Consider the following 23,852-nt stretch of genomic DNA (forward strand, 5'->3'; position numbering starts at 1 on the left):
TGTCATGAAGAAAATCGCTGTTGTAGAAGATGAAGTTTATACACGGGAAGAGCTTTGCAATATGCTGGAGAAGGCAGGATATTCTGCTTTGGCAGTCACTGTATTTGAAAATGCCGCAGAGCAGCTGACAGCCCTCGCTCCTGATCTTGTTATCCTGGATCTTAATCTGCCGGAGATCAGTGGATTCCAGATTTGCTGGGACCTCAAGCAGAAAACATCCATTCCGGTTCTGGTCTTGACTTCCCGGGACCAGATGTCCGATGAATTGCAGGCGCTCCGTCTTGGGGCGGATGAATATTTGACAAAGCCCTGCCGCAAAGAGCGGCTGTTGGCCAGAATCGCCAACATTCTCAAACGATTCGAAGGCCGTTCCAATCTTCTGGAAGGGCAGGGATTCCTGTTGGATCGGGGAACTTACACGTTGTACATCAATAACACTTCCGTGATCCTTCCCAGAAATCAGGGTAAGCTTCTGGAAGCATTGCTTGCGGGTGGAAATCAATTAGTGACTTCGAAGCAGCTATGCAGGGCACTCTGGGATACGACGGAGTTCATTGATGAAAATGCTCTGCAGGTCAATTTGACCCGTCTGAAAAAGACGATGGCGAATTTGGGCATGAAGCAGAAAGTCGTGGCTGTCCGTGGATTGGGCTACCGGCTGGAAAGGGAGGATACACCGTGAAACAGTTCTGGAATACGTTAAAACGATATGCCCCGTGGCTCATTTTACTGCTCATTATTGATTCTTTTTCTTCTCTGCTCCTATGGCTTTCCAGTGCACAGGCATTCGCAAGCCTTGTCGTGACGATTGCACTGGCAAGCCTTGTTTTGTTTTCAGTAATCGTTCTGTACGTTTATTTCAAAGAGCAGCATAAACGTGCGATTTTTCGAGCTTTTCTAATGGAACCGGACGAAGTGAACACGGAAAAACTTCTATGTGCAGTGAGTCAGCAGGAGCGGGAACAGCTTCGGGTTCTGGTCTCTGTTCTGGAGAAAAAGCAAAGCCGGATTCAGGAGACTGAGGAAGCCCTCCGGGATTATGAGGAATACGTGGAGGGGTGGGCGCATGAAGCCAAAACACCGCTTTCTTTGCTTACTATGATTTTGGATAACCGGGCCGATGAGATCCCGCCTCCTCTGCACGCCAAATTGGACTATGTGCGAAGTCAGCTTCAGGAGGATATTACCCAGATGCTCTACTACGCCCGGCTTGGGAGCAGCACGAAAGATTATCGGTTTGAGACTGTGGAACTTAGAGATGCCATAGAAGAGGTTCTTGAAGATTATGCACCTTTGCTGGAGGAAAAGCAGATTCTCATTGAAAACAGATTACAAGACGAAACCGTCTATACTGACCGACGGGGATTTCAATTCATGATTGGCCAGATCATCAGTAACTCCATCAAATACAGTGGAGCTGAGCCGAAACTCACTGTGTCCCTGAAGCACACCGGCGAGACGGATATTTTGACCATAGCTGATAACGGTATTGGGGTTAAGAATTATGACCTGCCCTATATTTTTCAGAAGGGCTTTACAGGGGATTCTACCGACAGCCGGAAGAAAGCTACCGGTATGGGGCTGTATTTGACAAAAAAGATGGCAGATGATCTGAACCTGAAAATAGAGGCTGAATCCCGGTGGGGAGAAGGGGTGACGATTTCGATTGCTTTTCCAAAAGTGAAGTAGATTTGAGCAGTATTGGGGACAGATATGTATTAGAAGAGGAGGACACCTGGTTCGTTTCAATATACAGAAAAGAAGACGGATCTGCGCAATGGGGAGCCTTATGAATTGGAAATTTACCATAAAATGATAAGTTATCTTTAGGACATTGACTTGTGTACCAAGATTATGTGAAAGAACTTTCTGACTCGGAACTGGTTTATATGCTTTCCGGCGGTACAACAAAAGGTGTCCTTCTTTATATCTTTGTAGTTGCAGCTTTGGAGAATGGATTTGACCTTTTGATAGATGAAGTAGAAAATCATTTCCATAAAACATTGGTTGAAAACATAATCAGTTTATTTAAAGATAAGACGGTTAATAAGAAATCTGCAACACTTATATTTACTACACATTATTGTGAAGTTTTGGATTTGTTTAATCGTCAGGATAATATCTGGATCGCAAAATCGGATGACAAAATTCGTTTAGATAATATGTACGAAAGTTATAATATCAGACCGGAACTGTTAAAGAGCCGTCAGTTTTATAATAATGCATTTGATACTTCTGTGAACTACGAAGATCTCATGGCATTGAAAAAGGAGCTGATGAGATGAAGTATCTGATTATGTGCGAAGGCCCGAATGAACTTGAGATTATTCGAATGCTGCTGTAAAAACAGCCCTGAATTTGTACCATGGAGATGTGCAAGTGCTTCGTATTGGTGATAAGTTAGGCGATGAACTGAAAATACCGAGAGAGTATAAAGGCAAAATTAAAGACATTAGAAAGTATTGTACAAAACCGGAATTGGAAATGTTACTTCTTATTTCTGAAAATAAAGATGCAGAATTTGAAAAAGTAAAATCGAAGACTTCTCCGAAAAAATTTAGCAAAGAAAATATTGTATATAATCGTAAACATTATGATAACAGTACAGCGTTTTATCGTGATTACTACGGAGAACGCATTGAATTGCTTGTAGATACAATTAAACGATATAAGCAATTAAAAGGAAAACACCAGAAAGATGAATTCTATCTTGCAGATTTGTTGAAATCATAAATCCAGTAAATGAAATAGGAGATTATATGACGGATGAGTATGCAGTGAGCGGACTCGGTTACTTTTCGCATAGTGGCTAGCATTTACTGCTTCCTTATACTGGCGAAATAACATTGACAAACCGTTGTCATTGAATTAAAATAAACCTTTAGAGATAATGTTTGTGGAGGAAGCGCAAAGATGAGATACAATTTTAAAAGGATAGAGCCCAAGTGGCAGGAGCGGTGGGAAGAGAGCAAGATCTTCGAAGCTCAGGACAACAGTGATAAACCAAAGTTTTACGGACTGGTAGAATTCCCGTACCCGAGCGGTGCCGGTATGCATGTCGGACATATTAAGGCATACTCAAGTCTTGAGGTAATCAGCAGAAAGCGCCGTATGGAGGGGTACAACGTACTTTTCCCGATCGGATTTGATGCATTTGGTCTGCCGACGGAAAACTATGCGGTTAAGACAGGCACACATCCGCGTGTGATTACAGATGAAAATATTAAAAAATTCACGAACCAGCTGAAGAAAGTAGGATTTTCTTTTGACTGGAGCCGTGTGATCGATACGACGGATGAGGATTATTATAAGTGGACTCAGTGGATCTTCCTGAAAATGTTTGAAAATGGTCTTGTGTTCAGAGACAGAACGCTGGTAAACTATTGTCCGCACTGCAAGGTTGTTCTTTCCAACGAAGACAGCCAGGGCGGCAAATGTGATATCTGCCACAGCGATGTGGTTCAGAAATCCAAGGACGTATGGTATCTGAGAATCACCGAATATGCGGACAAGCTTCTGGAAGGTCTGAATGATGTGGACTATCCGGAAAATGTAAAGCAGCAGCAGATCAACTGGATCGGCAAGTCAAAGGGTGCGTTCGTGGATTTTGCAATTGATGGATTGGACGAGAAGTTAAGAATCTATACGACCAGACCGGACACGCTCTTCGGTGTTACCTTTATGGTTATTGCGCCGGAACATCCGATTATTGATCAGTATTGCGATAAAGTGACCAATATGGATGAAATCATTGCATACCGCAATGAATGTGCGAAGAAGACGGAGTTTGAAAGAACCCAGCTTGTGAAGGATAAAACGGGTGTAAGAATCCAGGGACTGGAAGCAATCAATCCGATCAACGGTAAAAAGATTCCGATCTACATTGCAGACTATGTAATGATGGGCTACGGTACCGGAGCGATCATGGCAGTGCCGGCACACGATCAGAGAGACTATGATTTCGCAAAGAAATTTGATATTGATATTATTGAAGTAATTAAAGGCGGAGACATTTCCAAAGAAGCTTATACGGGTGACGGCGAGATGGTGAACTCCGGATTCCTGAACGGATATACCAATAAGCATGATTCCATCGAGCGCATGCTGGAAGAGCTGGAGAAGACCGGCGTGGGCGAGGCTGGTGTCCAGTATAAGATGAAAGACTGGGCATTCAACCGTCAGAGATACTGGGGAGAGCCAATTCCGCTGATTCATTGTCCGAACTGTGGTGTTGTGGCAGTTCCTTATGAAGAACTTCCGCTCCGTCTGCCGAGAGTGAAAGATTTCGAACCGGGTGAAGACGGACAGTCACCGCTTGCCAAGATCGATTCCTTTGTAAACTGCACCTGTCCGAAATGCGGCGCAGCAGCGAAACGTGAGACAGACACCATGCCTCAGTGGGCAGGATCATCCTGGTATTTCCTGAGATATATTGACCCGCATAATGAAAATGCACTGGCAGATATGGACAAGATGAAATACTGGATGCCGGTTGACTGGTATAACGGTGGTATGGAACATGTGACCAGACATATGATCTATTCCAGATTCTGGCACCATTTCCTGTATGATATCGGAGTAGTCAACACACCGGAGCCGTATGCAAAGCGATCCATTCAGGGACTGATCCTAGGACCGGATGGTGATAAGATGAGTAAATCCAAAGGAAATGTAGTCGATCCTCTGGATATTGTTGAGGAGTATGGTGCAGATACGCTTCGTACCTATGTGCTTTTCATGGGAGATTATGGGGCAGCCACACCGTGGAATGACAGCTCCGTAAAGGGCTGTAAGAAGTTCCTTGACCGTGTTGCGGGTCTGACAGATCTGGTTTCCGATGAACCGGTTTCCGATGAGCTGGAAATGAAGATCCATCGTACGATCAAGAAGGTATCTTCTGATATTGAGAGCTTGAAATTTAATACGGCCATCGCGAGTCTGATGACCTTGATCAACGATATCACGGCAGAAGGACATTTGAGTAAGGATGATCTGATCATCTTTATCAAGCTGCTGAGCCCGTTTGCTCCGCATCTTTGCGAGGAAATCTGGGAGTTCTTGGGTGGAGAAGGATTTGTCACTGTTTCTCCGTGGCCGGAATATGATGAGGGAAAAACCGTTGCCAAGACCATCGAAATCGGTGTTCAGGTAAATGGTAAGGTCAGAGGAACCATCGTCATTCCGACAGACTGTGACAAGGAAGAGGCGTTTGCGATTGCAAAGGCGGATTCCAGAATTGCTTCTTTCCTGGAAGGAAAGAATCTTGTGAAAGAGATTTATGTACCGAATAAGATTGTTAACTTTGTTGCAAAATAATAAAACAGAAAGAGAGGCCGGATCACTTGGATCACGGTCTCTTTTTAAACTTGGAATTCTTTATTGTTCACGCTTGTTAGATTCAGGCGGTTCTCTCGTAAATGATATAGAATATGAGCAAGTCTCTCTTCGAGACTCTGATTCCCGTTGATAAAGGGATAGGAGAAGCAGTTATCTGTGGGACGATCAATCGGTTCGGTACCATTGACATCCGCGCAACGGAGGTGGGACAGGATAGTTCTTTGCAGAAAATGATACATATGGTGCAGGAAGCGGAGGAGAAGAAGGCTCCCATGGCAGCAATCGGTCAGGCGACAAAGCACGGTGTGATCATCAAATCCGGGGAAACAAAAGATTTCAACACAATATAATGAGGGAATGCTTAAGAAAATGTAATGTATTTCTGTGGCTGCAAGCGCTATTTACGCTTTGCAGTCACAATGGCTCCTAGCCCGGCGGCATTGATTCCGACATGGCAGGCAATACTGCAGGACAGAGGTGAATAGTAGACCGGATGATCCGGAAATGCGGATTGTACCAGGTCTACCCAACGTTTTGCGTCTTCTTCCTTTTCAAAAGTTCCGGCAGTCGCGATCTGGAGTCTGTCTGACGGAACATCCAGGAAACGGGATGCGATGTCCGCTTTCAGTGCCTCGATCAGCTTCTTTTCACTTTGCCTGCTTCCTCTTACTTTGGCAAAGAGATCCAGTTTTTCGCCCTGTATGGTAAGCAGAGGTTTGATATTGAGAATATTGGCAATGGCGGCAGCGGAGGATGTGATTCTTCCGCTTTTTTTTAGGTATTTCAGCGAATTTACAGTCAGGAAAATGCTTGCCTGATAGGCAGTTTCTTCCAGATACTTTCTGATTTCTACTGCAGATTTTCCCTGGTCGGCAAGGAATTTTGCATCATAGACGGATTCCATTAAGGTGACAGAAATCCGATGGTTGTCTACGACCTGGACTTTGGAATCATAGTCAAGAGCGAGCTGTTTCGCTGTCTGGCAGGAACCGCTGAGTCCGCTTGACATGGGAATGTGGACGATCTCATCGTATCCGCTTTCTAATACACGGTTCCAGAGATCCATGACATCTCCCGGTGAGGGCTGTGAGGAAGAAAGATTCTTGTCAGCCGTCATTGCCTGGTATAAATCTTCATTTGTGATATCGACTCCTTCCAAATAACAGTGTTCTTCTATAATGACAGGCATGGGAAGAACAAAAATACCGGATTGTCTGCCTTCTTCTACCGTGATTCCACTGTTGGTATCTGTTACGATTGCTGTTTTCATAAGTAGTTTCTCCTTGCTATTGACAAATCAAATTATATAGATAAAATAATATGAAACAACTGTATCACATCTGAAATGATTCAACAAGGGATAAGAGTGATACAAAATGAAGAAAATTGTAACATGTTGATTCACTGTAATGATTTTTGACGGAATTGCAGGGTAGAAGTGGGAGTAGATATGGATAAACGAAAAGAAGCAAATATGCGTGTGAAGGATAATATTACAAAGTCACTGTTTGATTTAATGCACAAGAAAAGTTTTTCGAATATTTCTATTACAGAGCTGATACAGACTGCCGGTGTGGCCCGGGTCTCATTTTACCGGAACTATGATTCCAAGGAGGACGTACTTGTGAAGCTGATCGATGATGTTCTGGAAGAGTATCGCAGTGAGATTGACTGGAGCGGACCGGATTATTATACGGAGCAGAATATCTGCAGGAGTTTCGCTTGCTTTAAAAAATACGGTGAATTTGTGCTGGATCTATGTGAGTTTGGCTATGGATCGATTCTGCTGGAAAAATTGAACCGGTTCCATGAAGAGATAGCGGGAAACATGCCAAACAGTTCGATGGACAAATATTATCTTTATATGTTTATAGGAGCCTTATTTAATACTTCAATCGTTTGGCTTCAGAACGGAGCAAAAGAAGATGAGAGTGAAATTACAGCGACGTTCTGCACCATCTGCGGTATATTCATGAAAAAAAAGAATTGTTCATTTCCTATAGAAGAGCATACAGTATAGAGTAGAGAATGCGCTTGCAATAACAAAATGTTGAATGCTTGGAATCAATGTGACAGGGTATTTTACATTTGTGAAAAAATGTGATTCACATTGACAAAGCGGTTCGCTTTATTGACAAAGAAATTATTGGGGCGTATACTTTCGGAGTATTCTTTGTTTTGGATTTGAAATCAGAAGATCTTGTATATATGGCGTGAATACGATTTTATAATCTGATGAAGATATGAAAGTGTGGTAAAGCGATGAGTTCAAATTGAATTTCCGATTTACTGATATTGATATTCTGGTTAAATGAAAGTACGAAAGAGTGGGTAAGGAAATGAATTTAGAAACAACAGGATTAACAGGGAAAGCAAGTGTAGATAAGCCTTGGCTGAAATACTATCCGGAAGAACTTCGGGATTTGAAAGTACCGAAAATGACAGTAGAAGCATTTTTGAAAATGAAAAACCCGGATGAGAACAAATACGCATTTGAATATTATGGCACGAAGATAACGTGGAAAGAATTTTGGCAGGAGGTTGAAATTGCCGCTAAGGCATTAAAAGTGCTGGGATTTGATGAGGGAGACAGAATTCCTGTTTTCTTACAGGCAGTACCATCGCATTTTATCCTGCTTCTGGCAGCAGAAAAAATCGGGGCGACCATGATCTGCCGTGATGATACTCCTGAGGAACTGTGTTTTGCAATACGTAAATCAAAAGCATCCACAGCTTTTGTTCATGACTATACATCAAAAGAAGACGAGAAGCTATTCAGAGCAACGACACCTATGACACGTATGATCAAGGTTTCACCTTTTGAATATGCGGATAAGAATTGTATACCGGATTATATCATGAAGGAAATTGAATCCCGTTATTCTGCAGAGACAGGATCAAGTGAAGGTGATCTTACATGGGATGAATTCATGAATCTGGGAAGAAACTATATCGGAGATTTTGCGGCATCCGTGAATCCGAACAGGCCATTATTCGGAGCATATACCAGTGGATCTACGGGAATTTCAAAACTGGTTATTCATTCGGGAGCTAATATCGTGGCTGTTGCGTTCCAGATGTCAATCTTCCTTCCGCCAACAGAGGTACAGGAGACATGGTGGATTCCGATTCTGACACCGGCTCTGGTAGCGGTAACTGTAGCCATGGGAGTATTCCCGCTGTCCGCAGGACTTAGAGTGAATCTGGATCCGTTCTGTCCGGTCAATGATATTGATATCCGGTTTATGGAATTAAAACCGAACTACTGGGCACTGATTCCGATGATGTGCGAGATTATGATGAAGAGCACCAGAATTCCGGATGATTATGATATGTCACATCTGAGAACGATCGGACCGGGCGCAGAAGCTATGAACGAGAGAAAATGTCGTGAAGTTGAAGACTTCTTCCACAGACATAATTGTATGGCTACGTTAAGTGCCGGTTACGGTCAGAGTGAAGGTGGTTCCTGCTTTACACTTCCGAACCCGATGTTCCCGCTGAAAGACGGATGTGTAGGTATGCCGATGCCCGCAACCACCTTAGCAATCTTCGATTCAGAGACCCTGGAAGAGAAGGGATATGGAGAAATCGGAGAACTGTGCATGAATGGTCCGACAAAGATGCTAGGATACAGCGGCTATATGGGTGAGGAAATGACAGATCGTACACTGATTGCCCATCCGGACGGTGAAATCTGGCTGCACACAGGTGATATCGGATATATCACAGAGCAGGGTATTGTTCACGTTCTCGGCCGTGGGTTTACGGAACGTTTTGGCGGTGGACATCTGTTCGTGATGAGAATGGAGAGCCGTGTGGTTGAGGCAGAAGGTGTGAAGGATGCTTTCTTCTGTTTAGTTCCGGATCAGGATCATGAGGGATATTTTGTACCATATTTATTCGTTGAACTGGATGAAGGCAAGACATTAGAAGAAGTAAGACCGGCAATCCTCGCAACACTGGAAGAATACGAATACCCGGCTGATATCACAGTGATCAAGGAAAGACCATATTTCCATTTTAAAACAAACAGAAAAGAATTAACGGCAGCCATCGTTGCAAGACTGGCAGAAAAAGGAACCGGAAAAATGAAGGTTGTATGGACAGAGAACGAGATGGCTTCCGGATATCAGATCTGCTACAGTACAAACAGTGCGTTTAACGGAAGCAAATCCATCGATGTTCCGTCTACTCAGAAGCTTCAGGAAGTGATTGGCGGACTGAAGAAGGGAGACCGTTACTATGTCAGAGTCCGTGCTTTCAATTCTGCCGGCTCTACAACCTACTATTCAGCATGGTCAGAGACCGAGTCCATCATTCATACTTCAATTGATTTGAAGAATGCAGTGGATGGTATTGAAGTTTCATGGACTAAAGTGAATGGGGCAAGCGAGTATCGCATTTATCGTAAGAAATTCGGGGAAAGTAATTTTGCCAGAATTGCAGTGATTAAAGATGACAATCTTTATCTTGATGATGAAGTGGAAAACGGAGCACGTTATTGCTACTATGTGGTACCGCAGGTTCAGGGTATGAAAGCGACAACTAATATCGCGGCACAGATGTATTTGGCTGTTCCGAAGATTGAAAAATTGTGGAATAATTAATAAATATAGGAAGTTGTTTAGAGGGAACAGTGTTTTGACACTGTTCCTTTTGTAATCTAAGCAACGGATTATGTATTTTACCCATGACGGATTGGAAAGAATGTGCTAAAATTCTGGTAGGAATATTTTGGATAGGAGCAGGTGATAAAATGGATGTTCAAATGGAGATGATTCTGAAAGGCGGGCAGTTTAAGAAGCTGCTGGAAGAGCAGAGCCTTGAACTGCGTCAGAAATATGATATGAAAAAGGCGGAACTGGAAATTTTATATTTTCTCTCTCATAGTGGGATGCATGATACTTCTACCGACATTCATCAGCAGCTGCTGATGAACAGAGGCCACATTTCCCAGGCGGTCGACAGCCTCTGCAGGCGCCGTTATATCATTGCGATTCCGGATACGAATGACCGGCGATATGTTCATTATAAGATTTCGGATTCTGCCAGAGAGATCGTGGTTGAGCTGACGAAAAGAAGAGAGGAGATGAACCAGAAGATTCTGGAAGGAATCTCGGAGGAAGAATTGAGAGTTTTCCGGCAAGTTTCTGAGAAGATCAGGAAAAATATCGAGAATCTTTTGTAAAAGCAGAGGAAAAGATGAAGCACAGTATGAAAAATCAATATAATAAGACAGTGACCGCATCAATCTGGACCGATTTATGATTTGGCCCGGAACCTTCAGCAAAGCATCCGCGGCGCTTCCGAAGGGCGGAACTGCGATGTTCGCGCTTCTGGCGCTTGGAGACGATCTGGGATGTGCAGGAGTATGGATTTATTCCATACTTCTTTTTATGAGTTCCATACAGGTTTCGTATCCGAGGATACTGCTGTTCATGCATAAGGCATAGTTGCGTGTCTCTCCCCATTTTTGCTCTGTATGGTAGGCGTAGTTGATCGATCTTTTCTTGTCCGTATCCTTCATCATGGCAAGCGCTTCTTTTCTTGATTTCTCATAGAGTTTCATGATTCGCTGGCATTTTTCTTCTTCATTTCCGTGGATAAATACATTCAGCACGTCGGTTCTGTCCTGTAAGATATAGTCGGCACATCTTCCGACGATGACACAGTTTCCTTTTTCTGCAATATCGCGGATAATATTGCGCTGTTTCTGGTAAATATAATCATCTACAGAGCCGCCTTGTGCATTTCTTCCAACGAATGCATAAGAAAAACGGTTGTGGGTCGGAGCATATTCCCCGCGCTCGGCGATGTATTCTTTGGAAAATCCAGTTTCTTTTGCCACCTGTTCGATGATATTCTTGTCATAGAATGTAAAATTCAGTTCCTTTGCCAGCGTTTCTCCGATGAAACGCCCGCCGCTTCCGAACTCGCGGCTGATTGTGATGATCGTTTTCATAGGTTTATCCCTCCAGTTTTGAAATGACGTTATGGTTGATTCTTTTCATAAAAACGGTTGCGATGATGCAGGATAATGTCTCGGCGATGATAAATGTCAGCCACACGGTCCAGACCAGATTGGGTGATTCTCTTGCAAATAAGGAAAATACCCAGGCAACCGGCAATACAAATAAAAATTGTCTCAGTACAGAAATAATCAAGGATTCCAATCCACTGTCCAGGGCCTGGAAGATTCCCTGATAAGCGATGTTCATTCCTGCGAAAATAAAACTGAGTGAGATGATTCTCATCGCGCTGATGCAGATATCCTGTGTGGTTCCGGATAATCCGAAAAGGGATGAAAACGGTACGGCGAGCAGCTCGATCGCTGCAAGTCCGATGATCATGATCAAGATTGTGTAGAGCATTCCGTACTTGACCCCTTCTTTTACACGGCGTTTACTGCGCATACCATGGTTGAAAGAAACGATCGGCGTGATCGCATCTCTGAGACCGAAGGCCGCAAAGAGAATAAACTGTTGTACTTTATAGTACAGACCATAGGCTGTAACAACAGACTCGCTGATGCTTCCGAGAATAATGTTCATTCCGTAGGTCATGACAGACATCAGTGCCTGCGCGATAATGGCCGGAAGACCGATGGAATAGATTGCTTTGATGATCCGTGGACTCGGCTTCATATATTTCAGACCGTTTGTAATCTCTTTGTTCTGAGTCAGATGGAAAATGAGTCCTAAAAGGGCGGATGCAATCTGACCGAGGATAGTCGCGTACGCAGCACCTGCAACTCCCAGTGCGGAAATACCAAAAAGCCCATAGATCAGCACAGGGTCAAGCACGATATTAATGACAGCCCCTGCAATCTGTGCAATGGTCGAATACATAGAATGCCCCGCAGCCTGCAGTAGTTTCTCAAAAATTGAAAAAAATACGATTCCCATCGAAGCGATACAGCAGATTCTGAGGTAAGTGACCACCATTTCTTTGATTTCCGGATTCGAAGTCTGACTGGAAGCGTAAACGCCGACGCCGAAAATTCCAAATAATAGAAACAGAATATAAATGACGAATCCCAGAAACAGAGAATTTCCCGCTACTTTGCTTGCCTTTTTGTAATCACCCTGCCCAATACTTTTGGAAAGAAGGGCATTGGTGCCGACTCCGGTGCCGATTCCGATTGCCACCATCAGCATCTGCACCGGGAAAGCAAGAGTCAGTGCGTTTAGTGCCATTTCTCCATTTACGGGCATGTTGGAAACGAAAGCGCTGTCAACGATATTATAAACCGCCTGGAGCATCATAGAAAGTATCATTGGAATCCCCATTGACAGCATCAGCTTGCTGATTTTCATCGTTCCTAATTTGTTCATAGATAGTTCTTCGCTCATATGAACCTCCTTCGTGTTTTTTAGGAGACTTTTTTTAATTAGTACACTGACGCATTGATATTTAGACAAAGCTCCTTGACGATGGGAAATGATTCTACGGAGTTTTATCAGATATCAACGTGTCAGCACACCAGGAAAGCTACCATAACCTGTATTATGTGTATGGCCGGTGTGAGCGGTTGCATCACAGTTTAGCAAAAGAAAAAAGGTGTAAATCCAGCAATCTGGATTTACACCTTTTATGGCCACACGACATAAAACATGATAGCAGTTTTTAGGAATAGATGTCAAGTCAAATATTTTGGAAGCAAATTAAAAAAGAATAATCCGCTTTTGATTGAACACATCCTGAGAGAGGCAAATCATTATCTGAGAATCCTGGATATGAAAGAGCAAAGAAAGGAGTGTGACTGCAAATAGCCGGTGAATAGACTTTTGCAAGGACTTTCGTATGCGGCAAAAAATTGGGTTGTCAAAGTGCGTTCCAAAGGATACAATATAGGGAGTGAAAAGGGCTATTTAGACGGGAGATAAGATTTATGGATGCATATACAAGTTTTGCCCGCGTTTACGATACCTTCATGGACAATATTCCATACGAAGAGTGGGCGGTATACCTGACAGGGCTTTTAAATGAGTACGGTGTGAACGACGGTCTGGTTCTTGATCTTGGATGCGGGACCGGAAATATGACGGAGCTTCTGGCTAAGGAAGGGTATGATATGATCGGCGTGGATAATGCAGAGGAAATGCTGGAGATCGCGATGGAGAAGCGGGAAAAATCCGGCCATGATATCTTGTATCTTCTGCAGGATATGCGTGAATTCGAGCTTTACGGCACGGTGCGCGCAGTGGTAAGTGTCTGTGATTCGGTGAATTACATCGATGAGGAAGAAGATCTTACGGAGGTGTTCCGTCTGGTAAATAATTATCTGGACCCGGGCGGCGTGTTTATTTTTGATTTTAATACGCTATATAAATACCGTGAGATTTTGGGAGACCGGACGATCGCTGAAAATCGCGAAGACTGCAGTTTCATCTGGGATAATTATTACTATGAAGAAGAACGGATCAATGAGTACGAGCTGAGTATTTTTATCCGTGAGAAAGAGAATCTGTTCCGCAGATACGAGGAGACACATTTTCAGAGAGGCTATACACTGGATGAGATGATACGCATGATCAAAGATTCGGGGTTGGAGTTTGTGACGGCCTATGACGCATTTACCCGCGAAGCGCCGAAGGAAGACAGCGAAAGAATCTATGTGATTGCAAGAGAAAAAGGGAAAATCAAGAAATAAATTTCTGGTTTTGTGGAAAAATATACAGACAGGAGAGTTAAAATATGAAGGATTATATTGTAAGAGCAACAGCAGGAGATGGGCAGGTGCGTGCATTCGCAGCGACGACGGGAAATCTGGTCGAGGAGGCGAGAAGGCGCCATAATACCAGCCCGGTGGCAACGGCTGCTCTTGGGCGTCTTCTTACGGCAGGCGCTATGATGGGAAGTATGATGAAGAATGACACGGATGTTCTGACGCTGCAGATCAAGGGAGATGGGCCGCTTGGGGGCATCACCGTCACCGCAGATGCAAAAGCGAATGTGAAAGGATTTGTGGAAAATCCGGATGCCATGTTGCCGCCGAAGAACGGGAAGCTGGATGTAGGCGGAGCGGTGGGAATCGGTCTTTTGAATGTGATTAAAGATATGGGAATGAAGGAACCCTATGTGGGTCAGACAATCCTTCAGACCAGCGAGATCGCGGAGGATCTGACCTATTATTTTGCGACCAGTGAGCAGGTGCCATCTTCCGTAGGACTTGGTGTGCTGATGAACAAAGACAATACGGTGCACTGCGCCGGTGGGTTTATTGTGCAGGTGATGCCGTTTGTGACAGATGAGGTGCTCAGCCGTCTGGAAGAAAATATTCAGAAAATCTCATCTGTGACACAGATGCTGGATGACGGCCATACACCGGAACAGATGCTGGAACGGGTCCTTGAAGGGCTGGACATCGAGATTACCGATACCATCCCGGCAAATTTCTTCTGTAATTGTTCGCATGAGCGAATTGAAAAGGCGATCATCAGCATCGGGAAAAAGGACATTCAGAGTATGATCGATGAAGGAAAAGAAGTGGAGGTAAAATGCCATTTCTGCAACACGGCATATAAGTTCAGTGTGGAAGAACTGAAGGAGATTCTGAAGCACGCAAAGAGATAGGAGAAAAGACATGAAGCATGGATTTATCAAAGTGGCGGCAGTGACGCCGGATATCCGGGTGGCGGATGTGTGGCATAACTGTGAGGAAGTTCGCAGGAAGATTAAAGAGGCCGAGCAGGAAGGCGCGAAGATCATTGTATTTCCGGAGCTCTGCCTTACCGGTTATACCTGCAGCGATCTGTTTACACAGGATATTCTTCTAAAAGAATCTGAAAAAGCAATTCAGTTCATTGCAAAAGAAACGAAGGAAGGAAACAGTCTTGTATTTGTAGGAATGCCGCTTTCGGTGGACGGGGAGCTCTATAATGTGGCTGCAGCGCTTAATAACGGGGAAATCCTGGGATTTACGACTAAGACGTTTCTTCCAAACTACGGAGAATTCTATGAGATGCGTCAGTTCCGTCCGGGACCAAAGAAAGTACGGATGATTTCGTTTGGTGGGAAAGAAATTCCGTTCGGACCGCAGATCCTTTACCAGGCAGCGGAGATGAAGGAGCTTGTTGTATCCGCGGAAATCTGTGAGGACGTCTGGTCACCGATTCCACCGAGTATTGATGCGGCAAGGGAAGGAGCGGTGATCCTGGTCAACTGTTCGGCAAGTGATGAGACCATCGGCAAGAACAGTTACCGGGAGGAATTGATTAAAGGACAGTCCGCACGTCTGATCGCAGGGTATGTCTATGCCAATGCGGGGGATGGTGAGTCGACGACCGATGTTGTGTTCGGCGGCCACAATATCATCGCGGAAAACGGAACGATTTTAAAAGAAGCAAGACGTTTTGCGAATGAAATGATCCTAAGTGAAATCGATATCTGCAGGCTTTTAAGTGAGCGCAGAAAGAATACTACCTTCCTGACGAAGGAAGAGCGGATCCTGCCAAGGATTCTATTTACGATTCCGGTGGAAGAGACGGATCTCACCAGAGAATTTTCTCCGGCGCCGTTTGTGCCGCAGAATCAGTCTGAGAGAGACCGGCGCTGTGAGGAAATTCTGATGATCCAGGCGATGGGGCTGAAGAAGCGGCTTGTACACACCAATTCCAGAACGGCAGTTGTGGGAATTTCCGGAGGATTGGATTCAACGCTGGCACTTCTGGTGACTGCCAAGGCATTTGACATGGCGGGGAAGAAAAGGGAGGATATCATTGCGGTGACGATGCCCTGCTTTGGCACGACCGACAGAACTTATCAAAATGCATGCCGGATGTCAGTGAAGCTGGGAGCAACATTAAAAGAAGTGCGGATCGCGGATGCGGTGCAGACCCATTTCCGGGATATCGGGCACGATGAAGAGGTGCATGATGTGACCTATGAAAATTCTCAGGCAAGGGAGAGAACCCAGGTTCTGATGGACATTGCCAATCAGGAATGGGGGATGGTTATCGGTACCGGAGACATGTCGGAGCTGGCACTCGGATGGGCTACCTATAATGGCGATCATATGTCCATGTACGGAGTCAACGCTTCTGTGCCGAAGACGCTCGTGCGGCATCTGGTACAGTATTATGCGGATACCTGCCGGGATGAGGAATTAAAGGCAGTGCTTCTGGATGTGCTGGATACACCGGTCAGCCCGGAACTTCTGCCGCCGAAAGACGGAGAGATCGCGCAGAAGACGGAAGATCTGGTGGGTCCGTATGAGCTGCATGATTTTTATCTCTACTATGTATTGCGATTCGGATTTGAACCGTCCAAGATTTACCGGCTGGCAAAGCTGGCTTTTGCGGGTGTGTATGAGGACGAGATCATACTGAAATGGCTGAAGACGTTCTACAAACGGTTCTTTGCACAGCAGTTTAAACGATCCTGTCTTCCGGACGGACCGAAGATCGGTACGGTGGCACTTTCACCGAGAGGAGACTGGCGTATGCCGAGTGACGCCTGTGCCGCAGTATGGATGAAGGATCTGGAGCGGCTGTAAAATAGAGAAAATATCGTATAATTTCACCTTCTGACGGGAAGAATGATTCCATATGGAGGAATTTCAATATGGAAGATTTAGAGGTAAGTAAAAAACTGGAGGATAATATCCGAAAGATATCCGGCATTCTTCCCGTGCAGGAGAGCTTTGACATCATACAACGGACTATGGAAATCGGAGGACGGAAAGGAACGTTCTATTTTATTGACGGTTTTACAAAAGATGAATCGATGCTGAAAATCATGGATTCATTTTTTCATATCAAGCCGGAAGATATGCCCGATGATGCAACCGCATTTGCAGAGAAAAATGTGCCTTATGTGGAGGTAGACATCCTTGGAAATTTTGATGAGATCGTGAAAAATATCCTGTCGGGGGTGACCTGTCTTTTTATTGAAGGTTATGAGGCGTGCGTTGCGATCGACTGCAGAACCTATCCGGCCAGGAGCGTGGAAGAGCCGGAGAAAGACAAATCCCTGCGTGGATCAAGAGACGGATTCGTGGAAACGATCGTGTTCAACACAGCGTTGATGCGGCGCAGGATCCGGGATGAGAATCTGATCATGGAAATGTCTGAAGTGGGCAAAAGCACCCGAACGGATGTAGCGATTTGCTACATGGCGGATCGGGTGGATCAGGAAATGCTCCAGAATATCCGGAAGAAGCTTGCGGATATTCATGTGGATGATCTTCGCATGAATCAGCAGAGTCTGGCGGAAGCACTGTTCAAGAGGAAATGGTTCAATCCTTTTCCGAAGTTCAAATTTACAGAGCGTCCCGACACAGCTGCAGCCTGCCTTCTGGAGGGGAAGATTATTCTTCTGGTTGACAATTCGCCGTCTGCGCTGGTTGTTCCGACTTCGATCTTTGATATGATCGAGGAGGCGAATGATCACTATTTCCCGCCCATTACAAATATTTATTTGAAGGTCTCCAGAGCGATCATCACCGTGCTGACCATCTTCGTGGTGCCGCTTTTTCTTCTGTTGATGCAGAACCCTCAGTGGGTGCCGAAGGCTTTTGATTTCGTCGTTGTAAGGGATACGGTCAATGTCCCGCTGATTTACCAGATCCTTATCCTGGAACTGGCGATCGACGGATTACGTCTCGCTGCGTTGAATACGCCAAGCATGTTAAGTACGCCGCTCAGTGTGATCGCAGGTATTGTTATGGGCGAGTTTTCGGTGCAATCAGGATGGTTCAACTCCGAAGTGATGCTTTACATGGCGTTTGTTTCCGTTGCCAATTACACACAGCCGAATTTTGAACTGGGTTACGCACTCAAATTCATGCGTCTATTGCTTCTGATTCTGACCGCAGTCTTTAATCTGGTTGGATTTGTTATCGGATGCGTGATCGTAATCTGGTGTATCTGTGTCAATAAAACACTGTCTGGAAAAAGTTATTTGAATGTCAAACTACCTTAAATGAGAGATTATTTTTTACAAAAACTGTAAAAAGAATCTTAAGATGATCTGGGAACGCTTGTGAAAAAAGGAAAAGCATATTATAATCTATCTGTTGAAATTATGAGAAAGCAGGTTATAATATGGAGAAAAAACAGGATGAAAGGCTGGGCACGGAGCCGCTTGGAAGGTTGATTGTAAGTCTCGCGCTTCCGGCGGTTGCGGCCCAGCTGATTAATGTACTCTATAATATCATTGACCGGATTTACATTGGTCATATTGAAGGGTACGGCGATATGGCGCTGACAGGTGTGGGAGTGACGTTCCCGATTATTATGATTATCTCGGCGTTCAGTGCATTTGCAGGTATGGGAGGTGCACCGCTTGCTTCAATTGAACTCGGCAAGAAGAATTACGAGCAGGCAGAAAAGATTCTGGGGACTTGTACGGCACTTCTTATTACGTTCTCGATCGCGCTTACGGTTATTTTCCTGATCGTGAAGACGCCGGTGCTTTATATGTTCGGCGCGACGGAAAATACCATTACTTATGCCAGCGAGTACATTACCATTTACCTTCTGGGAACGATATTTGTACAGTTTGCGCTGGGACTGAATACGTTTATCAGTGGACAGGGGAATGCAAGGACAGCGATGCTGTCGGTCCTCATCGGAGCAGTGATCAATATTATCCTGGATCCGATTTTTATTTTCGTTTTGAAAATGGGAGTCAGGGGTGCGGCATTTGCAACAATCCTTTCACAGGCGGCGAGCGCAGTATGGGTTGTCAGATTCCTGACTTCTAAAAAGAGTGTGGTCCGCATTCGCAAAGACTATGTACGGCTGGACGGAAGAATGATCCGCCATATTGCGGCACTCGGCATTTCGCCCTTTATCATGCAGAGTACCGAATCGCTGGTGATGATTACACTGAACAGCAGGCTGAAGATTTATGGAGGTGACCTTTATGTGGGCTCCATGTCGATCCTGACCAGTGTCATGCAGCTGATCTCTGTTCCGGTACAGGGACTGAATCAGGGAATGCAGCCGATCATCAGCTATAATTATGGAGCAGGCAATAAAGAACGGGTACTCGGCACCTTTAAACGTATGGTGACGATCTGCCTGACGGTGACACTGGTGATGAGTGGGATTGCCATCCTGCACCCGCAGGTGTTCAGTGGGCTTTTTACGAATAAAGAAGAGCTTCTTACAGTTACCAATCAGGTTATGCCGGTCTATTTCCTCGGAACGACATTGTTCGGGATACAGATGGCATGTCAAACTACATTTATCGCCCTGGGACAGGCAAAAGCTTCATTGTTTATCGCTCTTTTGCGTAAAGTGATCCTTTTGATCCCGCTGGCTATGATCCTGCCGCGGTTTTTCGGTGTTATGGGCGTATATTATGCAGAACCGGTGGCAGATATCCTTTCGGTACTTACGACGATCGTTCTTTTTACAATTACAATCAGGAAAGTCCTGAAGAACTGGGAAACAAATGAAACAAGATAGTATTACAGGAGGGTTTCAAATGAGTGAATATATAATTATGACAGACAGTACGGTAGATTTACCAAAAGAGTATCTGATAGAAGAGCTGCAGGTGCCTTATATTCCGTTGTCCTACATTATGGATGGCGTTACGTATGAAGATATGAGCGGGCTCAGCGGAAAAGAATTCTTTGACAAAATTAGAGCCGGTTCTCTTCCGACCACTTCCCAGGTGAATCCGGAGCAGGCAAAAAAAGCACTGGAACCGTATGTGAAGGAAGAAAAGGACATTCTGTTTATCGGATTTTCTTCTGCACTCAGCGGAACATTTAACAGTATCCGGATGGCTGCTGAAGAACTGATGGAGGAATACCCGGAGCGTAAGATCATTACGGTGGATTCCTTGTGCGCCTGCTTAGGAGAAGGACTTCTGGTTTATAAAGCAGTCCAGTTAAAGCGCGCCGGAAAGAGCCTGGAAGAAGTGGCAAAATGGACCGAAGAAAACAAACTGCATATTTGCCATAATGTCGCGATCGATGACCTGAACCACCTTCACAGAGGCGGAAGAGTGTCCAAAACGGCGGCTATCATGGGAACGATGATCCAGATCAAGCCGATCATTCATATGAATGACAACGGAGAGCTTCAGGTGATCGGAAAACAGCGAGGACGCAAAAAAGCACTTCAGCATATTGTGAACATGGCAGTGGAGCAGTCCAAAGGATGGGAGAATGATATCATCATGATCACCCATGGCGACTGCGAAGAGGATGCCCAGTATGTGGCAAAGCTGGTCAGAGAGAAGATGGGGATCGAGAATATCCTGATCAACTGCATCGGAAGCGTGATCGGAAGCCATACCGGCCCGGGCGTGGTGGCAGTGTTCTGTATGGGAGAAAAGAGATAAATTTAGAAAGAATCATGAAAATAAGGGGCGTGACCTGCTGACAGGTTACGCCCCTCTGTTCTTCTAAAATGAAAAATATCCGTTTTTCTGTTTCCATGAAAGAGTTGCAACTAAAGTGCAGGATCTACAGCGCGAAAATCCCCAGAGCACTTGCAATCGAGCTTACGAAAATTGCAGCCAGAAACCATGGTGCAATCCATTTAATCATGAACGAAAACATTTTTTCGGATTTAAATGTCCCATCTGTTTCTTTCACTTCGTCGACGATCGTTTTCGGTTTTATGATAAAACCGACGAACAGACAGGTAAGAATTGCGACAATCGGCATCAGAATACTGTTGCTTATGAAATCCATCATATCGAGGATCGACATTCCACCCAGGGAAATGTGCTTCAGCCTGCCGAATCCCAGAGAGGAGGGAATGCCCAGCGCAAAGGAAAAAGCAGTCACGATCAGGCTGGACGCGGTACGGTTCAGATGAAAACGGTCCATGATAATGGAGACGATCGTTTCCATCAGGGAAATGGCAGATGTGAGTGCCGCTAAAAGTACCAGCAGGAAGAAAACAGCTCCGACCAATTGCCCCATAGGCATGCTGTTAAATACTTTCGGAAGCGTGATGAACATCAGTCCCGGCCCGGCGCTGAGCGCAGAGCTGTCACCGCCGGAAAAAGCGAACACAGCCGGAACGATCATCAGTCCGGCCAGAAAAGCAATTCCCGTGTCAAAAATCTCAATCTGACGGACGGCACTTTCCAGATGATTTTCTTTCTTCATATAAGAACCATAAGTGACCATGATCCCCATAGCAAGTGACATAGAATAAAACATCTGTCCCATGGCAGCGAGGATTGCTTTGACAGAAAAATGCTGCAGGCTCGGCTTCAGATAATAAGCGACCCCTTCCATGGCACCGTCAATCGTACAGGAATAAACTGCGATAAACAGTGTCAGGATGACGAGGACAGGCATCATGACTTTGCTCACTTTCTCGATCCCTTTTTCGACACCCAGCATGACGATAACTGAGGTCGCAAGTAAAAAAATACTGAACCACACGATCGGACCGCCGGTTTCGCCGATAAAATCCGGAAAATAATTATTGTCCGCAGCAGCCGTTATCTCACCGGAAAGAAACGTAAAAAGGTATTTGGTCACCCATCCGCCGATGACAGAATAATAAGGAAAAATAATGACCGGCACGATAGAAGCGAGGATCCCCAAAAATCCGAAACGCCTGTCAAGTGCCTGAAATGCGCCGATGGCGCTCAGCCCGGTCTTACGTCCAAGCGCAGTCTCGGCGATCATGAGCGTGAAGCCGAATGTGACTGTAAGAATCAAATAGACCAGAAGAAAGCTGCCTCCTCCATATTTGGCAGCCAGATATGGGAAACGCCAGATGTTGCCGAGCCCTACCGCAGAACCGGCAGCGGCCAGAACAAATCCCAGTTTGTTGGAAAAATTACTTCTTGTTTGCATGAAAAACCTCCTTGTATGATATGCAATTAGTATGATTATGACATGATGATGGAAATAAATCAATTATTTTATGGTTATATTGAGGAAATTAATAAACAAACAAAAATAAAGAAATAACTGTTGACACGGGATAAGAAATGTGTTAGATTAATATTTGCGTGAAGCGAAAAAGAAAGCAGAGTGTCCACTCTCACCTTAGCGCAATCGAGCGACTAATGGTTTGATATCGATGACAGTATACCGTGAAAGGGTGTTTTGTGCAATGAGAAGTGGATGGTCTGAGAACTATTCACTTATTTTTATTTATGGAGGTGCACAACAATTAGCGATTTAATGATCAACGAACAAATCCGCGACAGAGAGGTGCGTGTCGTTAGCGAGAGTGGGGAACAATTAGGAATTATGTCAGCAAAGGAAGCAATGAAGCTGGCACAGGAAGCGGAACTCGATCTGGTTAAGATCGCTCCGACAGCAAAGCCGCCTGTATGTAAGATCATCGATTATGGTAAATACCGCTACGAACAGGCGAGAAAAGAAAAAGAAGCAAAGAAAAAGCAAAGGACTGTCGAAGTTAAAGAAGTGCGTCTTTCACCGAATATTGATACGAATGATATGAATACCAAGATGAATAATGCGAAGAAGTTCATTTTGAAAGGTAATAAAGTCAAAGTTACACTTCGCTTCAGAGGTAGAGAAATGGCCCATATGCAGCAGAGTAAACATATCCTTGATGATTTTGCAGATATGCTGAAAGATGTTGCTGTTGTTGAAAAAGCGGCCAAACTGGAAGGCAGAAGTCTGAGCATGGTTTTAACTGAAAAACGTTAAAAATAAACATTTTATATTAAGGAGGAAATCATCATGCCAAAAATTAAAACAAATAGAGCAGCTGCAAAGCGCTTCAAAAAAACTGCAACAGGTAAGTTAAAAAGAAATAAAGCTTACAAGAGCCATATCTTAACTAAGAAATCTACAAAGAGAAAAAGAAATCTTAGACAGTCAACTATCACAGATGCTACTAACGTAAAGAACATGAAGAAAGTATTACCATATCTCTAAGATAGGGTTAACGATAGAAGGAGGAGTAAGAAATGGCAAGAATTAAAGGCGGCATGAACGCTAAAAAGAAACATAATAGAACTTTAAAATTAGCGAAAGGATACAGAGGAGCACGTTCTAAACAGTACAGAGTTGCAAAACAGTCTGTTATGAGAGCTCTTACATCTTCCTACGCTGGAAGAAAGCAGAGAAAGCGTCAGATGCGTCAGTTATGGATCGCACGTATCAACGCTGCTGCAAGAATCAATGGTTTATCATACAGCAAGTTAATGCACGGCTTAAAAGTAGCTGGTGTTGACATGAACAGAAAGATGCTTGCTGAGCTCGCAGTTAACGATGCAGCAGGATTTGCAGCAATCGCTGACGTAGCAAAGAAAGCACTTGCATAAGATAAGACGATTTGCTTAACGCTTGAGAGAGAAGAGGGAAGCCCCGCGGAGAAATCTGCGGGGTTTTTTGATAATACCAGGGCATCAAGGACATGAGTTTCATGCTCGCATGAAAACTCATGTCCTTGATGCCCGCTCAATCATGAGAAAGTAGCCCGATAGGGCGGATTTCGAATGATTGGAGGATTGTGGGAGCACGAAGTGCGGAACAATCCGTGGGTATTATCAAAAAACAAAACGACACACCCCACAAACTTCCATTCGAAACAGCCCGACAGGGC

Annotated in this window: 23 protein-coding genes; 19 read left to right on the forward strand and 4 right to left on the reverse strand. The window is 44.6% G+C overall.

Annotation, left to right across the window (positions count from 1 at the left end; genetic code table 11):
- Positions 1-4 precede the first annotated feature (4 nt).
- From ACTNB3_RS02805 to ACTNB3_RS02830, 6 genes are all read left to right on the forward strand, one after another.
- Positions 5-682 carry a response regulator transcription factor gene (locus ACTNB3_RS02805; RefSeq protein WP_441024467.1) on the forward strand — a complete coding sequence of 226 codons (678 nt, stop codon included), beginning with the start codon at positions 5-7 and terminating at the stop codon, positions 680-682.
- Positions 679-1,689, forward strand: coding sequence for a sensor histidine kinase (locus ACTNB3_RS02810; RefSeq protein WP_441024468.1), 1,011 nt, complete (start codon positions 679-681; stop codon positions 1,687-1,689). The genes ACTNB3_RS02805 and ACTNB3_RS02810 overlap by 4 nt, the downstream gene beginning before the upstream one ends.
- Positions 1,690-1,841: 152 nt before the next feature.
- A complete protein-coding gene (locus ACTNB3_RS02815; RefSeq protein WP_427819105.1) occupies positions 1,842-2,285 on the forward strand; it encodes an AAA family ATPase in 444 nt (147 codons plus the stop codon).
- A 94-nt stretch (positions 2,286-2,379) separates the two neighbouring features.
- Positions 2,380-2,733: a hypothetical protein gene (locus ACTNB3_RS02820; protein WP_427819106.1), complete on the forward strand. Its 354-nt coding sequence runs from the start codon at positions 2,380-2,382 to the stop codon at positions 2,731-2,733.
- Positions 2,734-2,913: 180 nt separating this feature from the next.
- Complete coding sequence (gene leuS, locus ACTNB3_RS02825) at positions 2,914-5,316, forward strand: leucine--tRNA ligase (protein WP_427819107.1); 2,403 nt, start codon at positions 2,914-2,916, stop codon at positions 5,314-5,316.
- A 113-nt stretch (positions 5,317-5,429) separates the two neighbouring features.
- Positions 5,430-5,687, forward strand: a complete 258-nt coding sequence (locus ACTNB3_RS02830; protein WP_427806473.1) for a P-type ATPase — start codon at positions 5,430-5,432, stop codon at positions 5,685-5,687.
- 47 nt (positions 5,688-5,734) lie between these two features.
- Here ACTNB3_RS02830 and ACTNB3_RS02835 read toward each other — a convergent pair whose 3' ends face one another.
- The gene (locus ACTNB3_RS02835; protein ID WP_427806472.1) at positions 5,735-6,607 is read right to left on the reverse strand and encodes a DegV family protein; all 873 of its coding nucleotides are present in this window, start codon (positions 6,605-6,607) and stop codon (positions 5,735-5,737) included.
- A gap of 180 nt (positions 6,608-6,787) precedes the next feature.
- Here ACTNB3_RS02835 and ACTNB3_RS02840 point away from each other — a divergent pair, with 180 nt between their 5' ends.
- The 3 genes from ACTNB3_RS02840 to ACTNB3_RS02850 all read left to right on the forward strand — a co-directional run bounded on the left by ACTNB3_RS02840 (position 6,788) and on the right by ACTNB3_RS02850 (position 10,528).
- Positions 6,788-7,357, forward strand: coding sequence for a TetR family transcriptional regulator (locus tag ACTNB3_RS02840; protein WP_427806471.1), 570 nt, complete (start codon positions 6,788-6,790; stop codon positions 7,355-7,357).
- 319 nt (positions 7,358-7,676) lie between these two features.
- Complete coding sequence (locus ACTNB3_RS02845) at positions 7,677-9,947, forward strand: AMP-binding protein (protein WP_441024471.1); 2,271 nt, start codon at positions 7,677-7,679, stop codon at positions 9,945-9,947.
- A gap of 149 nt (positions 9,948-10,096) precedes the next feature.
- Complete coding sequence (locus ACTNB3_RS02850) at positions 10,097-10,528, forward strand: MarR family winged helix-turn-helix transcriptional regulator (RefSeq protein ID WP_427806469.1); 432 nt, start codon at positions 10,097-10,099, stop codon at positions 10,526-10,528.
- A gap of 189 nt (positions 10,529-10,717) precedes the next feature.
- On the opposite strand, the gene ACTNB3_RS02855 is transcribed toward ACTNB3_RS02850, so the two are convergent.
- The gene (locus ACTNB3_RS02855) at positions 10,718-11,302 is read right to left on the reverse strand and encodes an AAA family ATPase (protein WP_441024473.1); all 585 of its coding nucleotides are present in this window, start codon (positions 11,300-11,302) and stop codon (positions 10,718-10,720) included.
- Between the two features lie 4 nt (positions 11,303-11,306).
- Complete coding sequence (locus ACTNB3_RS02860) at positions 11,307-12,692, reverse strand: MATE family efflux transporter (RefSeq protein WP_441024475.1); 1,386 nt, start codon at positions 12,690-12,692, stop codon at positions 11,307-11,309.
- Positions 12,693-12,953: 261 nt separating this feature from the next.
- Here ACTNB3_RS02860 and ACTNB3_RS02865 point away from each other — a divergent pair, with 261 nt between their 5' ends.
- The 7 genes from ACTNB3_RS02865 to ACTNB3_RS02895 all read left to right on the forward strand — a co-directional run bounded on the left by ACTNB3_RS02865 (position 12,954) and on the right by ACTNB3_RS02895 (position 20,643).
- The gene (locus tag ACTNB3_RS02865; RefSeq protein ID WP_427806468.1) at positions 12,954-13,112 is read left to right on the forward strand and encodes a DUF2935 domain-containing protein; all 159 of its coding nucleotides are present in this window, start codon (positions 12,954-12,956) and stop codon (positions 13,110-13,112) included.
- Positions 13,113-13,231: 119 nt separating this feature from the next.
- Positions 13,232-13,993 (forward strand): class I SAM-dependent DNA methyltransferase, encoded by a 762-nt coding sequence (locus ACTNB3_RS02870; RefSeq protein WP_427806467.1) that lies wholly within the window; start codon positions 13,232-13,234, stop codon positions 13,991-13,993.
- A 44-nt stretch (positions 13,994-14,037) separates the two neighbouring features.
- On the forward strand, positions 14,038-14,916 hold the full coding sequence (gene hslO, locus ACTNB3_RS02875; protein WP_427806466.1) for an Hsp33 family molecular chaperone HslO: 879 nt from the start codon (positions 14,038-14,040) through the stop codon (positions 14,914-14,916).
- A 10-nt stretch (positions 14,917-14,926) separates the two neighbouring features.
- On the forward strand, positions 14,927-16,837 hold the full coding sequence (locus ACTNB3_RS02880; protein ID WP_441024476.1) for an NAD(+) synthase: 1,911 nt from the start codon (positions 14,927-14,929) through the stop codon (positions 16,835-16,837).
- A gap of 68 nt (positions 16,838-16,905) precedes the next feature.
- On the forward strand, positions 16,906-18,264 hold the full coding sequence (locus ACTNB3_RS02885) for a spore germination protein (RefSeq protein ID WP_427819113.1): 1,359 nt from the start codon (positions 16,906-16,908) through the stop codon (positions 18,262-18,264).
- 122 nt (positions 18,265-18,386) lie between these two features.
- The gene (locus ACTNB3_RS02890; RefSeq protein ID WP_441015884.1) at positions 18,387-19,757 is read left to right on the forward strand and encodes an MATE family efflux transporter; all 1,371 of its coding nucleotides are present in this window, start codon (positions 18,387-18,389) and stop codon (positions 19,755-19,757) included.
- A gap of 19 nt (positions 19,758-19,776) precedes the next feature.
- A complete protein-coding gene (locus ACTNB3_RS02895) occupies positions 19,777-20,643 on the forward strand; it encodes a DegV family protein (protein WP_427806462.1) in 867 nt (288 codons plus the stop codon).
- A 124-nt stretch (positions 20,644-20,767) separates the two neighbouring features.
- On the opposite strand, the gene ACTNB3_RS02900 is transcribed toward ACTNB3_RS02895, so the two are convergent.
- Positions 20,768-22,123 carry a sodium-dependent transporter gene (locus tag ACTNB3_RS02900; protein WP_441024479.1) on the reverse strand — a complete coding sequence of 452 codons (1,356 nt, stop codon included), beginning with the start codon at positions 22,121-22,123 and terminating at the stop codon, positions 20,768-20,770.
- Between the two features lie 333 nt (positions 22,124-22,456).
- On the opposite strand from ACTNB3_RS02900, the gene infC reads away from it, so the two are divergent.
- The 3 genes from infC to rplT are packed head-to-tail and all read left to right on the forward strand — an operon-like array spanning position 22,457 to position 23,571.
- Positions 22,457-22,951: a translation initiation factor IF-3 gene (gene infC, locus ACTNB3_RS02905; RefSeq protein ID WP_441024480.1), complete on the forward strand. Its 495-nt coding sequence runs from the start codon at positions 22,457-22,459 to the stop codon at positions 22,949-22,951.
- A gap of 33 nt (positions 22,952-22,984) precedes the next feature.
- Positions 22,985-23,182 carry a 50S ribosomal protein L35 gene (rpmI, locus tag ACTNB3_RS02910; RefSeq protein ID WP_427806457.1) on the forward strand — a complete coding sequence of 66 codons (198 nt, stop codon included), beginning with the start codon at positions 22,985-22,987 and terminating at the stop codon, positions 23,180-23,182.
- A 32-nt stretch (positions 23,183-23,214) separates the two neighbouring features.
- Positions 23,215-23,571, forward strand: a complete 357-nt coding sequence (gene rplT, locus ACTNB3_RS02915; protein WP_427806455.1) for a 50S ribosomal protein L20 — start codon at positions 23,215-23,217, stop codon at positions 23,569-23,571.
- Positions 23,572-23,852 lie beyond the last annotated feature (281 nt).

It is taken from the genome of Bariatricus sp. HCP28S3_D3 (genome assembly GCF_052065755.1).
Lineage (GTDB): Bacteria > Bacillota > Clostridia > Lachnospirales > Lachnospiraceae > Allocoprococcus.